This is a genomic window from Clostridium kluyveri, from assembly GCF_001902295.1.
Lineage (GTDB): Bacteria > Bacillota > Clostridia > Clostridiales > Clostridiaceae > Clostridium_B > Clostridium_B kluyveri_B.
The window spans coordinates 411851-426215 of record NZ_CP018335.1 but is presented as its reverse complement, the minus strand read 5'-3'; the positions used below and the strand labels follow the sequence as shown (position 1 = coordinate 426215).

The following is a 14365-nucleotide window of genomic DNA, read 5'->3' as shown; positions in this document are numbered from 1 at the left end:
AGGTAGGAAAGTCAATTGAATAAAGATACATTTATAGATAATGTTCTTAAGGCTAATTCCACTTTATATCATGTATCTAAATCAATTTTGACTCATGAGCAAGATTGTGAGGATGCCGTTCAGGGAGCAATCTTAAAAGCATATAACAAATTAGGTACACTAAAGAAGGAGCAATATTTTAGAACATGGTTGATTAGAATACTCATAAATGAATGTTACAGTTTAAAACGGAAAGAATATTCACAGGTATCTTATGAAGAATACTTTGAGTCTGCAAAGGCTGATGATAAAAAAGATTATAGCGAATTATATTTGGCTATTAAGAATTTACCAGAGCGCATTCGTATTACAATTGTTCTTTATTATGTAGAGGGATATACCGTAGAAGAAATTAAACAGATCTTAAAAATACCTGCAGGAACTGTAAAAAGCAGATTAGCAAAAGGACGAAAATTATTAAAAATAAAGTTAGAGCATATGGAGGCAACCTATGAATAATTATAATTGGAATAATGCCTTTCCAGATACACCTGAAAGTTTTAAAAATAAGGTAAGTGCAACATTAAACAACTTACCGGATCAAAAGGAGAATGGCCAAATGGAAAATAGGAAGATATCAATTAAGAAAAAAATTATTATTGCAATAGTAGCTGCTATGGTACTGGGAACAACGGTATTTGCCGCGGGAAAAATATTTTTTATAAATTTACAGAGCAGTAACATACCAACCTATACTACTATGCCTACAGTAGAACAAGTAAAGTATGATTTTAAATTTGCTCCTAAATTAGTTAAGGAATTTGATAATGGATACACTTTTGCAAATGGATATACTGTAAATATTGAAGGAAATGATAAGAAAGGTAATTCTGTAGCAAAAACAAAATCACTTGATTTTACTTATACAAAAGGGAATGATAAATTAAATCTTTCTATGAAAAATGGAAGGTTAGGTGAAAGATCAAAGAAAGAGACTGTTATTGCTACTTCTAACGGTATAGATTTATATTATCATTCCTATGCTAATAAGTTTGTACCAGCAGACTATAAATTAACAGAACAGGATAAGCAGGATAAATCCTCTGGTAAATATGTATTCAGCTATGGATCTGATGAGGTAGAAATCTCCCAAATTCAATATTTAAATTGGATGCAAAATGGAATTGACTATTCTTTCTTAACAATTGATTCTAATATATCAAAAGATGAATTGGTCAAAATGGCACAGCAGATTATATCTACCAAATAAAAATGGCAGCACACATAGAGCTAAAGTTTTAAAAGTCAGAATAAAATTTGTAAAAGATTGCTAGGCTTATCACTATGAAGATAGGATGTCACCAACATGATGTATGGCACCGATTCATGTAAAAAACGGCCACATGTAGTATTTTATATTTCAGATAAAATACTACATGTGGCTATTATTATATAAAAATAACATTTCATTTAAAAGCACTTGACATATATATTCTACACACGTAGAATATATATTAAGGAGGTGCTTTATATTGTCAATTATGAAAATTCCTGAATCGGAACTGGAAGTCATGAAAGTTATCTGGAGTGGTGAAATTCCTATATCTTCAAAAGAAATTATTAAAATCTTAGAAGAAAAAAAGGGTTGGAAAAATACAACTATTTTAACACTACTTTCACGTCTGGCAAAGAAAAAGTTCATAGCAGCGGCAAAGGGTAAAAAAATTACTTATTATACACCCATTGTAACAGAAAATGAATATTTAGGATTGGAAACAAGGGATTTCTTCAAAAAAGTCCATGGAAGTTCATTAAAAAGTTTTATTACCACACTTCATGATAATAATGATATTACAGAAGATGATTTAGATGAGTTAGACAAATGGATTAAAAATAGGTGATAGTATGATTGAAATATTCATGAAAAATCTTTTAAAAACCTCTTTAACAGGCAGCATAATAATTATACTTATTCTAATTTTAAGAAAAACCTTATTTAAAAGATATACCAGTGCCTTTAATTATTATATATGGCTGGCTGTAATACTTAAAATGATTATGCCTTTTAAAATTCCAATTTATATTCCAGAAAAGATATCCAATACTTTTCAACACGCTCCAAACAATGTAAAGACAATTATAGATAGTGGAATTTCTTTAAATGAAAGTATGAAAATAAAAAACAGTCCTAATATAATAACTGGCAGCTATCCTATGGAAAACTACTTCACAATACTGTTTTATATATGGCTCATTGTGTCAGTAATATTTTTAGCTTATTATATTATTTCCTATATTATTTTCAACAATAAAATCAAACATTTCACTTATGATGTACCCGACAGTGAAATTAGAAATATATATTCAGAATTGTTAGTTGAAATGAATATTAAAAGAAAAATTTCTCTCAAGTTCTGCCGGGGAATCTCAACACCTCTTGGCATTGGAATATTTAATTCCTGTATATTAATTCCTTCAGTTTTATATAATACTCAAGAATTAAAATATATCTTAAAACATGAACTTATGCATTATAAAAAATATGACATGATGTATAAGCTTTTAGTATTAATAATTTCATCCATGCATTGGTTTAATCCTATGGTTTATGTTATGTGCAGAGAAATAAACAAAGACTGTGAATTGTCCTGTGATGAAGCTGTACTTGAAAAGTCAGATATGGAAGAAAGAAAATTATATGCCTCCGCTCTTGTTAATTCAATAAGGCTTAATAAAAATAATACTTTGAAACAGAATTTAATTACAGGATTTAATAATAAGAATATATTAAAGGGAAGACTTAAAAATATGTTTAATTTGAAAAAGAGAAAAAAAGGTGTCCTGATAGGAATTTTAGTTGTGATGGTAATCATAGTTTCACTGATTAGTGTTAATATATTTTCTAAAGATGACGGTAGTGATAAAATAAATACTAAAGGACAATTACTGCAACCTAAGAAAGTAGTTGAAAATTATATAAAATATTTGAATCAAAATGATAAAAAAGCTCAAAAAAATTTAGTAACTAAAGATTATGCTTCTATAATTTGGGGAAAGGGTTCTAAAGATACTAAGAATATTAAATACATTAATTATATTAAAATTAAGAGTATATCAGAAGAGACTAACCCCTTTCAAAAGAAATCATACCTAGAAAATGGAAGAGGAAGAAGAAATGGTGCAACAGAAGAAAATGTAAAAATTTATAAAATTGAATATATTAGTGTAGATTGGGTATTTCATAGAGATAAAGAGACTAAATGGTTCACTGTCATAAGAAAAGACAAAAATTCAACTTGGTTAATTGATGGTTGGGGAGAATAACAATCATATAAAAAATAGCTTAAATCTATAGAAATAAATAAAATAGCCTATTTATAGTATACTTTTGATTTTCAAATCTTATACTATAAATAGGTTCTTTTTTAGATAACATTCATGTTCCTCATATTTCAGTAAACTAATTTTATAGTTTTGTTATGAATTTAACATATCCTTATTAATGATTATTAAACTTTAAATGAGCAAAAATGAGTATATTATTTTACATCTCTTAAATGTTTTAATATTATTTCCTGTTTTTCTTTTAAGCTAATATCCCTCTACATTTCCTTTTATACCCATTAATATTGCCAGATCATATTTTTTTAATATTATATGTATAAAAGGACTGGAAAATTCTCCGTGGAAGAGGTTTTATTTATTTTTTATTATACTATTAGGTTATACTAAATATTTTATGCAAATTCTAGGCATCAATATAAAAATGAAGTGCTAAAAGCCACCTTTAGGAAGCAATTTTTAACACTCCATATATTCTTCATGTTTAAACTACATTAATGCCAAAATTTTAGTGTTCGTAGGCTTGAATATCCACCTGAATCATATCTCTCATACAGAGGAGAGTCAACACAATCATTAGAATGACCACAATATACCCACTGACCACCATTTACAGTTCCACTTAAAATTACTGAATGTACCCACTCTCCACCTCTACGAAATTGAACTATATCACCTGCTCTAGCACCTTTTGTACCTTTACCTCTAGCACCTTCAATAGTGGATGCATACCCATTAGAAGCCATATAAGTATAAAATTTCTCTACATTAACCCATGCTGCTGAATAGGCATACCAATATCTACTAGCGGGAATTCCACCAGCTAAAGCACACTGAGACACAAAATTTGTACAATCTGCATCGTTACCATGCGAGTCTTTGGAATATACATATTTAGGATTAGGATTTGCACCATACCTTTGTGCATAAGCCACTGCACTAGCAGCATTATAGCCTGAGTAAGATTGTAAACTAATTTTAGAATTACTATTTTCATAATCACTTTGTACATAATTTTTATAATTTTCATCCATATTTTGATATTTATCATCTATAGTTTTTATTTCTGAATCAATAATATCATTATAATTTGAAAACTCGGTACTATTATCTTTAATTGCTGAAGAACTTGCCTGACTTATTTGTTGGTTTGTATCTATACCATTATCTTCATTTAAATCTAGCATTTTAGTAATATACCATTTACCATCTTCATATTTAACTTCAAACCTATACTTTTCATTTTTAGATTTGGATGTAAAGTTTGCTCCTTCTAATTGATATTCTACACCATAAAGTACATTTACTACATAAGTATTATCTGCTGTTTTATTTAAGTCAAGTATATTTACATCTGAAATATACTCTTTAGTCCTACCGTCAAATTTCTTAAACCAATCTACATCAAGTTTACTTTTTTTATTAATTAATTCTAATAATTTGGGTTCCTTGATTACATAACGGTAATCTTTTGCCTCACCTGTTTTTAATACTTCATACCTAAAAGATAACACCTCATCAATAGACTCCCTGATACTTGATTTATCAGTTTCAGTTAAAGTAATATCTTGAATATTAGCCGTATCTACATCTGATGGACTAGCAAAAGCTGATGAACTAAAAGGTAAATTACACAGTAACAAGGATGCACATAAAAAAAGTGTTGACAGTTTCCTTCTTAACATTTCTTATTCCCCCTTAAAAATCTTGGCAACCTAGAAAATTTATATGTAAAGTATTATAATTATACATACAGTTGCCATACTTAGGATTATATGGATATATATTTTATATTCAATACAAAAAGCACGAAACAGCCTATTTCATGCATGAAAAACATATTACTACCTTTTAACAATTTTTCATGCTTAAAAAACACCATTTCATGCTTTTTGTATTTACATTCTGTACAAATTATAGTATCGTAAATATTTCAAATAATCTCCAAATAAAAATTCATATGGAATAAAACGTTATCCTGAAAATTACATTTTCATCTTCTATTAAAACTTCAATCTTACCTTTATACTTCTGTACTATCTTTTTTACATTGTACAATCCATATCCATGCCCATCTTCTTTTTTAGTAGTAAAACCCTTGTAAAAAATATTTGGAATAACCTTTTCAAACATTTCAGGTTTGGTATTACCTACCTCTATACACTTTTCCTTATCATTTTGCATTATCCTTAAATATACGTTTTTTTTATCTGTTTTCATGTTCATTACTGCTTGAAAGGCATTGTCAATCAAATTATTTAGCACTTCTGACAGTTCGTATCCTCTTAACGGAAATTTTATAGTATTATCTTCAATGTTAAAACAAAAATCAATATTTTTTTGTTTTGCTTCTCTAACTTTTACATAAATTACTGCGGCAAAAACCTTGCTGCCCATGTATATATATTCTTCAGTGTCTGAAAGAGACTTTTGCAGGGATTCCAAATAATTTTTCAGTTCATACCTTAACTCTTTTTCATCATAAGTTAATACCATTCCATATATAGTTGAGAAATGATTTTTAAAATCATGCTGCCTGCTTTTTATTTCATCTATTAAATCTAAAATTACAGAATTGTATTTGTTATAGGTTTCCAGGGATTTTTTATGTTCTACAATATTTTCACTATAGACAATAAATATTAAATTTACAATACACATCACAATAGGTATCATGATAAATGCAAAGGCATTCTCCAGTATAATATATTTGTCACTTTCCCATATCAGCTTTGCTACAACACCATAGATAATGAAGTTTATTAATAAAAAATACAATTTATTTATTCTTTTATACATATTAAATATAATTTTATCGATAACCCAAAAATAAATGCAAATACATAAAATTATCATTATCGTATTAGTGAAAATATAATTGAGAAATTCACTATTAAGTTCTCCGAATACAAATACTGTTAAAGTTCTATCTACAATTAATTCCATTACCATGACAAATACTATTATAAATGTATATTCTATCACCAGATCCCTCATGTTTTTTTTATAAAAGAACATAAGCATAAATACTAGAAAAGCAAAATTGATGAGTGTTCCTATCCATGAAGTAAAAGAATTGGTTATGACTGCCACTATACTCGATAATAAAATAATAATAAAACTTTTTATAAACTTATTCTGAGAATTCTTATTGAAGGCATTGAACAATATAAGTATACTGATTAATTCTGTAAAAGAACTAAAAAAAAGTTCATAGTTATTCATAGCACACCTCTAAAATTATCTTTAAATTTCTTGAGTACATCATCTTTAAATTTATTTCCTATAGGTACACACTCTTTATAATTTTCAAATTGTATGTTCCATGGACATGTAGTCCTATCAATGGATTTTACTAATTTAAAGTTGACAATATACGATTTATGCACTTGAATAAAATTGAAATACTTCATCTGTTCTTTTATTTTCTTTAAGGAAGTATTTTTTGCCTCATATTTTCCAGTTTTAGTGTGTATAATAAAAGTTCTTAAATATACTTCAATAAAAATAATCTCATCAACACAAATTTTAAGGAGAGTTCCCCCTACATTAAATACTACATATTTTTTTTCATCAATAAGTCTTATATCTTCCCGCCTCTTATTTTTTAGAAGAGTTAAAGTAACTTCTCTTACCTTTTCTTTTTTGTAGGGTTTTATAATATAGTCATAACAATGGATTTCTTTAAATGCCTCCAACATATGTTTTACATAAGTGGTTATAAATACAATCCATGTTAACTTATATTTGTTTATGGCTCTTACTTTTTTGCAAAATCCAGTCCTGAAGAGCCTTTTAAACTGATATCTACATAAAATAATGATATTTCCTTTTCATTTGCAATTTCCAGACCTTCCTTTTCACTATCCCCCTCATAAATAATAAAGTGCTTGTCTATTTGTGTTATTGTTTCAACTAGAATTTTTCTTTGAACTTGGTTATCTTCTAATACTAATATATTTACCATAAGCTACCTCATTATAAATTATTTGAAATTAAACTTATCAATACTATTAAATCTATATTAATATACATTATAGTAATTATTCTACAAAAAAGTATAAAAACCTCTGTATAATAATGTAATTTATTGATTTTTGACAATGAAATCATTTTATGTTATTAACTTTAATTTATATAATACCTATTGAAAAATGTGTTTAAATCTGTTTATAATTAGTTGTTGTACAAATTATTGATATAACAATTTTATTTTAAGGAGATAGAATACCATGCTTAAATCTTATGATGAAGATATTGGAATGTTAACTAATAAGATTTCCAAAAAATTAGTGCATTATGTGAATAAGCAATTAAAAAAATTTCATCTAACTACTGAGCAGTGGTTGGTATTAGTAAATTTATCGAAAAAGAATAGAATAAGTCAAAAACTTTTAGCAGAAATTTCAGATAAAGATCAGTCCACATTAACCAGAATACTTGATATAATGGAAAGAAAAAATTTTATTGAAAGACATGCCTCTGAAAATGACAGACGCTCCTTTTCAATACATATAACAGAAGATGGTGTAAACATATGTAAGAAAGTTACTCCCTTTTTAGAGGAAATATTTAAGGATATACTTCATGATATATCTTGCGAGGAATTAAATATATACCGCAAAGTTCTTTTGCAGATTAACAAAAACATCAAGTGATTCTTAGGTTCAGGTGGAGTTTGCTTATAAGGAATACACATCGTTATCTGAACCTTAGAAGAACTTATCCAAGGGCGTAGCAGTGCTTATCTCCCACTTTGAAAAAGATGGGTGTTAGCAATGGTAGCCTTCGGATAAATTAACATTTAAGGAGGAATCATCTTGGAAGGAGAACTTCAATGGATGTCTAAAAGGCTATGGACTAAAAGTTACATAGTAATGCTATTTTGCAATCTATTTATATATTTAGGATTTTATATGCTTGTACCGACTTTACCTGCATACACAAAACTCTGTGGCGGCAGTAACTTTGAAGCAAGTCTTGTAGTAAGCACTTTTTCAATAACTTCACTGCTTATCAGGCTAATTTCAGGTAGCATCATGGACAAACTTGAAATCAAGCCCTTACTTGTAATAGGGGGAATAATTCTTAATATAACTACACTATCTTATATTTGGCTTCCTGTAGATGCCATAATAATTGTTCGTGTTATTCAAGGAGTAGGATGGGGACTTGCTTCTACTGGTGCTGCTGCCATTTTTTCCGATATTATACCTAAAGAAAAACGTGGTGAAGGCATGGGTTACTATTCCCTCTCTATGATAATATCCATGGCTTTATCCCCCATGATTGCAATAATTTTAATGAACCTATATAGTTTTAAAAATATTGCTTTTATTTCAATAGCTTTAGTAATTATTGGAGTGCTATTTCTTCTTCAGGTTAAGACACCTAAGAAAATTGCTGCAAAATCTAACTCAAAGAAAATTTTTTCACCGGTAGAATCCTTTGAAAAAAGAGCTGCCCTGCCCTCTTTACTGTGTTTTCTTCTAGTAATAACACTATGTGGAATTATGAGCTATATAATGTTATATGGTAAAGAAATTAATATATCTTCTATTTGGGTTTATTTCATAGGATTTGTTGCAATGATTTTAATTACAAGACCCTTTGTAGGAAGAATATTTGATAAAAGAGGACATGTTATCATAATAATTCCAGGATCAATTTCCATGATAATAGGACTAATAATACTATCCTATGCAAATTCCACATTATTACTTATAATATCTTCTTTGTTTTATGGCCTTGGATACGGGGCTGTGCAGCCATCTCTACAAGCCTGGACAGTAAATCGTTCTCCACATAACCGAAAAGGAGCTGCAAATGGAACTTTTTTATCTTCTATGGACTTATCCTACACACTAGGAGCCATTTTTTTAAGTTTTATTGCAGAACGCAGCAATTATGTTTTTATGTATAGATTCTCCACCATATTCATAGTATTGCTTTTAGTCATATACTCATACAAAATATTTAAAAATAATACTAAAGAAGAAAAAGGGCAGCTTTGATTTTTCAAAAGCCCTTTTTCCATCTGTCCTAACTGACTTATCAGAAACAAGTCATAGATTCCCTTCTCTAATTACTCCATCAATCCGGTCACCAGAAATATTATTTCTTATAGGCCTAGCCTATTATAGGTGAGATTCCATATCCCATCAGAGGAATTGGGAAATTTCCTATAATATATCATTTAAAATAAACTTAATCCACTGTTTTGCCCTTGACACTTTTATAAATATTGTATATATTATATATATACAATATTCACAAGGAGAATAAAATTGAATATACATATTATTATCAGTAATTCAAGCGGACAGCCAATCTACCAACAAATAGCATCTCAAATTAAGAACATGATTATATCAGATAAATTAAAAGAAGGAGAACCGCTGCCCTCCATGCGGCTGCTTGCCAAAGAGCTTCGCATCAGTGTAATAACTACAAAACGCGCATATGAGGAACTTGAACGTGAAGGATTCATTGTATCTATTACAGGTAAAGGAAGTTTTGTAGCCAGTAAAAATACTGAATTTATAAGAGAAGAACAGCTTAGAAACATTGAAAATCTTATGCAGCAAATTGTTGAATCCGCAAATATTTGCGGACTCAGTTTAAATGAATTGATTGAAATAATGACACTACTATATAAAGGAGAGTAAGAAATGGATTATGCTTTAGAAATTAACGGTATATCAAAAGAATATGACGGATTTAAACTGGATAATATAAACTTGAAACTGCCTACGGGTTTTATAATGGGCCTTATTGGGGAAAATGGTGCAGGTAAAAGCACCATGATTAAATTAATACTTGATTTAATTAATGGTGACAGCGGGACAATTACTATTCTAGGCCATGATAACAAAAAAGATATGAAATTAGTGAAAGAACATATAGGTGTTGTTCTGGATGAAAGTTGTTTTCCTGAAAATTTAAACCCAAAAGATATTAACGTTATTATGAAAAATATCTATAAAACTTGGAAAGAGGACAGTTTTCAATCCTATATAAAATATTTTGATTTACCTAATAATAAAATTATAAAGGAGTATTCCCGGGGCATGAAAATGAAACTTTCTATTGCAGTTGCCCTATCCCATGATTCAAAACTCCTTATACTTGACGAAGCCACCAGTGGACTTGATCCTATAGTAAGAGATGAAATTCTGGATGTATTTCTAGAATTTATACAGGATTCGGATCATTCTATCCTCATGTCATCCCATATTATAAGTGATCTCGAAAAAGTCTGTGACTACATTACCTTTCTCCATAAAGGTAAAATTATATTCAGTGACATTAAAGATGACTTGATAGAAAGTCATGGTATATTAAAATGTTCCCCTTCACAGTTTGAAGCTATTGATAAGTCAGCAGTTAAAGGATATCGTAAAAATAATTTTGGAGTAGAGGCACTGATATTAAGAGATAAAATTCATGGAAAATATACTATAGATCCACCAAATATCGAAGATATAATGCTGTATTATACGAAGGAGGCAATATAATGAAAGGATTGATATTAAAAGATTTTATGAATTTAAAGCAGCAGTGGAAAATTTGGGCTATATTTTTAATTTTTTATGGTTTTATGTCTGTATCAAGTAAAAATAACTTTATGGGTGCCATGATTATGGTAATGTGCGCTATCCTTCCTACAACTTTTATGTCCTACGATGAAAAAGCAAAATGGGATAAATATGCATTATCCATGCCTCTTTCCAGAGATGATATGGTGATAAGTAAATATATTATAAGTATATTTTTTTTCGCAGCAGCCTTTCTTCTTAATATAATACTTAATTTGCTCATAGGTTCAACTGAAATTAAAGAAATGTTATTTGAGTCCACTATACTTTCTGCTGTGGGAATTTTATATATATCCATTATTTTGCCCATATTATTTAAATATGGCGTAGAAAAAAGCAGGTTAATAATAATGATGGTATTTTTCGTGCCTTGGATCCTTGTAGTACTTTTTTTAAAACTTAATGTAAATGTTCCATATGAACAAATATTTAACACCTATTCTTCTATCCTGCCATTAATATCAATTGTAATTTTTATAATTTCTATTTTAATATCTTTAAACATATACAAAAGAAAAGAACTGTAATTACAGTCCTTCTACTTAACCAGCATATATTCATGGATACCATGGATATATGCTATTCCCATTCCAAGAAATAAAATTAATCCAAAATACATAAAAGCAAATATCCACCTTGTAGCAGGATTTACTTCATAATAAGCCTTATCAGGATTTTTGTATTGATTAATAACTTGAAAAATTCCGAGTATAAGCAATAGTAAAATAATAGGGTTGAAAAACTTAAATAATGCAATTGCCGCAATAGGTATTCCTATGAACCATAACTTGGGAGATATTGCAGATACAATTCTGCCGCCATCAAGAGGGTGCAGAGGTATAAGGTTAAACAAATTCAGCATAAACCCTGTATAAGCCAGAGCCATTAAAAAATTTTCTTTAAGTGAAAAATACAATATAAAACAAATTAATGCTCCCAGACTTCCAATTAAAGGACCGCCTATTGCAACTTTAGCTTCTGTTACTGCATCCTTAGGCTCTTCTTTCATACTTATTAAGGCCCCCACAAATGGAATAAAAAGAGGAAGAGTTACATCAAGCTTAACAGCTTTAGCACTTAAATAATGTCCCATTTCGTGGACAAATAACAATACTACAAAACCCAGTCCAAAGGCCCATCCATAGATTTTAGCATACACCAAAATCATTAATAACATGGATATTAATGTTGAAGCAAATTTACCTAATTTAAAAAATATTAATAAAAACTTTAACTTGGCAAAAATAAGTATTATTATAGATTTAAGTTTTATAAGTGCTGCAATAATAATTCCAATTATACCCCAAATACCCTTCTTATCTTTTTTGTTCTTCTTACTCTTTGCTATGGTAGGTAAATTCTCTTTTTTAGTTTCTACGTTACCTTGAACTATATATTTTTCTATACTATCATTTACAATATACCGTTCTATATCATTATCTCTACTTACATGAAAATCAGAACTTTCAGTTTCTCTGTTATACTTGTCCATGTTTCCTCTCCTTGCTTTTTATATTAAGGAAGTTCTCCTCAGGGCAACTAAAATCAAACTTACCAGGTATGTTATTACAGAAAGTATCACAGCTATAAGCAAAAACCCTGTTACTATAATATTATACTTTATAAAGTTAAATGAAGCTAAATATTTGGATAAATTAAAAAAGTTAAGTACTAATAATATAAAAAATATGGCTGCAAGTCCTCTGGAAGCTCCTTTTATGTCAGCAATACTTAATGACATATGAGATGATATACACACAGCTATAAATAAAAATATATAAAAGTAGATGTTCTCAAAATTTTTTACTGAGAAAATAATCCTTATCAATTCCCCATAAGAATTCATCATTATTTCCATTGTGCTTTTATTAATCACTGTGATATTTAAACCCTTTATCAATATACTGGCAAATTTTTCATAAGCCTGTGGTATTGTAATTCTCATCAATAAGATAATGGAAAGAACTCCTCCAAATATAGGTGCAATACCTATAAAAAAATTTCCTATCTGCTGATAAATACTTCCTTTGTTATAACTATGCTGTACATATCCCATGACTCCCTGTGCATCTGGTTTTTGAAGCAATTTTATTCTACTAACCTTATGCCTAAACAATAAGGCAAATATAGCATGACTCAATTCATGTATGGGAACTCCTATGACCCCTGTTACCATTAATGCCCTACTCCCAAAACTTCTCTGAAAATTCCTTATGGAATTATTTCTTAATACTCCAAGAAGTAACCCAATTAAAGTTATCATTCCTATAAGATATACGGTTTCTATACATGTTTTAACTAACAACTGAATTACAAATATCATTTTATATACATATCCTTCCTGATTTTGTGTCATTCATGTACAATAAATTTGAACTTAGGGTATAATATTAACTGTATCTACGATACATACTTTTATCCTAAGAATCATTTTAATCACTTTATATCATTATAATATTTAATGATATAAAATCAAATGAAAGAAGGTACTGTTAAATGAAAATTAAAGAATTAATTCATAATAAACTTAGTGATATTTTTCTTATGGTAAATGAGATATCTGAAGGACTAACCTCTAATAATTCACCCTACATTAAATTTACTTTCACCGACGGCAAAGATTCCATAAAAGGAGTTATGTGGGATAAAAGTATTACAGATATCCCCGATATCTCCCCTGGTAGTGTTATTAAAATAAGGACAATTCCTAAAACTTACAAAAATACTCTCCAGCTCACCGTATTACAGTGCAGAACAATTACCAAAGATGATAATGTATGCATAGAAGATTTTATAAAAACTTCTCCTATAAAACCTTTGGATATATATAATGAACTTTTAACAAGAGTATCCCATTTTGAAAATGAAAGCTTCAAAAAAGTGGTTACAAAACTTTTAGAGGATAATAAAGACAAACTTCTCTACTATCCTGCGGCAAAAGTAGTCCATCATGCTATACAAGGAGGCCTTTTATATCATATATATAGAATGTATAAAAGCGGTGCTGCCCTTGCAGATATATATAAATATGGTATAGATACAGAACTTTTCATATCAGGGATTATACTTCATGATATAGGAAAATTGAATGAACTAAGTTCCAATGAAAATGGCATAGTAGAAGATTATTCTGCAGAAGGTAAATTGCTTGGTCACATAGTACAGGGAGTAATTATGCTCCACGATGCAGCCATGGAATTAAATATTCCTGCGGAGGATGAAATGGTTTTAAAACATATTTTAATTTCTCACCATGGTTCTGAAGAAAATGGCTCTCCTAGAAGACCCATGATTCTAGAAGCCGAATTATTAAACAAACTAGATGAAATGGATGCTATTATATATCAGTTCCAGGATACCCTTTCCAATTTAGAAAAAGGAGAATTTAGTGAAAATAAATTTTTCTTGAAGAATATTCAAATATATAAGCACTACTAATTCAATCT

At 29.0% G+C, this 14365-nt stretch carries 16 protein-coding genes; 10 read left to right on the top strand and 6 right to left on the bottom strand.

The annotated features are described in order from the left end of the window. The first annotated feature begins 15 nt into the window (after window positions 1-15). From BS101_RS02385 to BS101_RS02370, 4 genes are all read left to right on the top strand, one after another. Window positions 16-498 carry an RNA polymerase sigma factor gene (locus tag BS101_RS02385; RefSeq protein ID WP_073537367.1) on the top strand — a complete coding sequence of 161 codons (483 nt, stop codon included), beginning with the start codon at window positions 16-18 and terminating at the stop codon, window positions 496-498. Continuing rightward, window positions 491-1249, top strand: a complete 759-nt coding sequence (locus BS101_RS02380; RefSeq protein WP_073537366.1) for a hypothetical protein — start codon at window positions 491-493, stop codon at window positions 1247-1249. The genes BS101_RS02385 and BS101_RS02380 overlap by 8 nt, the downstream gene beginning before the upstream one ends. A gap of 262 nt (window positions 1250-1511) precedes the next feature. Continuing rightward, window positions 1512-1880: a BlaI/MecI/CopY family transcriptional regulator gene (locus BS101_RS02375; protein ID WP_073537365.1), complete on the top strand. Its 369-nt coding sequence runs from the start codon at window positions 1512-1514 to the stop codon at window positions 1878-1880. 4 nt (window positions 1881-1884) lie between these two features. Continuing rightward, window positions 1885-3303 (top strand): M56 family metallopeptidase, encoded by a 1419-nt coding sequence (locus tag BS101_RS02370; protein WP_073537364.1) that lies wholly within the window; start codon window positions 1885-1887, stop codon window positions 3301-3303. Window positions 3304-3815: 512 nt separating this feature from the next. On the opposite strand, the gene BS101_RS02365 is transcribed toward BS101_RS02370, so the two are convergent. The 4 genes from BS101_RS02365 to BS101_RS23645 all read right to left on the bottom strand — a co-directional run bounded on the left by BS101_RS02365 (window position 3816) and on the right by BS101_RS23645 (window position 7288). Continuing rightward, window positions 3816-5006: an amidase domain-containing protein gene (locus BS101_RS02365; RefSeq protein ID WP_073537363.1), complete on the bottom strand. Its 1191-nt coding sequence runs from the start codon at window positions 5004-5006 to the stop codon at window positions 3816-3818. A 271-nt stretch (window positions 5007-5277) separates the two neighbouring features. Then, a complete protein-coding gene (locus BS101_RS02360) occupies window positions 5278-6546 on the bottom strand; it encodes a sensor histidine kinase (RefSeq protein ID WP_073537362.1) in 1269 nt (422 codons plus the stop codon). Continuing rightward, complete coding sequence (locus BS101_RS23650; protein ID WP_242951373.1) at window positions 6543-7022, bottom strand: LytR/AlgR family response regulator transcription factor; 480 nt, start codon at window positions 7020-7022, stop codon at window positions 6543-6545. Before BS101_RS23650 ends, BS101_RS02360 begins: the two co-directional genes overlap by 4 nt. A gap of 59 nt (window positions 7023-7081) precedes the next feature. After that, entirely contained in the window at window positions 7082-7288 is a 207-nt protein-coding gene (locus BS101_RS23645; protein WP_242951372.1) for a response regulator, read from the bottom strand. Window positions 7289-7553: 265 nt separating this feature from the next. Between BS101_RS23645 and BS101_RS02350 the strand changes: the two genes are divergently transcribed. The 5 genes from BS101_RS02350 (at window position 7554) to BS101_RS02330 (ending at window position 11446) form a co-directional block, all read left to right on the top strand. Continuing rightward, on the top strand, window positions 7554-7979 hold the full coding sequence (locus BS101_RS02350) for a MarR family winged helix-turn-helix transcriptional regulator (protein WP_073537361.1): 426 nt from the start codon (window positions 7554-7556) through the stop codon (window positions 7977-7979). Between the two features lie 162 nt (window positions 7980-8141). Then, a complete protein-coding gene (locus BS101_RS02345) occupies window positions 8142-9335 on the top strand; it encodes an MFS transporter (protein WP_073537360.1) in 1194 nt (397 codons plus the stop codon). A gap of 279 nt (window positions 9336-9614) precedes the next feature. Beyond that, window positions 9615-9989 carry a GntR family transcriptional regulator gene (locus BS101_RS02340; RefSeq protein ID WP_073541039.1) on the top strand — a complete coding sequence of 125 codons (375 nt, stop codon included), beginning with the start codon at window positions 9615-9617 and terminating at the stop codon, window positions 9987-9989. 3 nt (window positions 9990-9992) lie between these two features. Beyond that, window positions 9993-10838 carry an ABC transporter ATP-binding protein gene (locus BS101_RS02335; protein WP_073537359.1) on the top strand — a complete coding sequence of 282 codons (846 nt, stop codon included), beginning with the start codon at window positions 9993-9995 and terminating at the stop codon, window positions 10836-10838. Continuing rightward, entirely contained in the window at window positions 10838-11446 is a 609-nt protein-coding gene (locus BS101_RS02330) for an ABC-2 transporter permease (protein ID WP_073537358.1), read from the top strand. Before BS101_RS02335 ends, BS101_RS02330 begins: the two co-directional genes overlap by 1 nt. Window positions 11447-11457: 11 nt before the next feature. Here BS101_RS02330 and BS101_RS02325 read toward each other — a convergent pair whose 3' ends face one another. Both BS101_RS02325 and BS101_RS02320 read right to left on the bottom strand, forming a co-directional pair. After that, window positions 11458-12411 carry a site-2 protease family protein gene (locus tag BS101_RS02325; protein WP_073537357.1) on the bottom strand — a complete coding sequence of 318 codons (954 nt, stop codon included), beginning with the start codon at window positions 12409-12411 and terminating at the stop codon, window positions 11458-11460. An 18-nt stretch (window positions 12412-12429) separates the two neighbouring features. Further along, a complete protein-coding gene (locus BS101_RS02320) occupies window positions 12430-13242 on the bottom strand; it encodes a hypothetical protein (RefSeq protein WP_073537356.1) in 813 nt (270 codons plus the stop codon). Window positions 13243-13415: 173 nt separating this feature from the next. Here BS101_RS02320 and BS101_RS02315 point away from each other — a divergent pair, with 173 nt between their 5' ends. Then, window positions 13416-14357, top strand: coding sequence for a 3'-5' exoribonuclease YhaM family protein (locus tag BS101_RS02315; RefSeq protein WP_073537355.1), 942 nt, complete (start codon window positions 13416-13418; stop codon window positions 14355-14357). The last annotated feature ends 8 nt before the right edge of the window (window positions 14358-14365 follow it).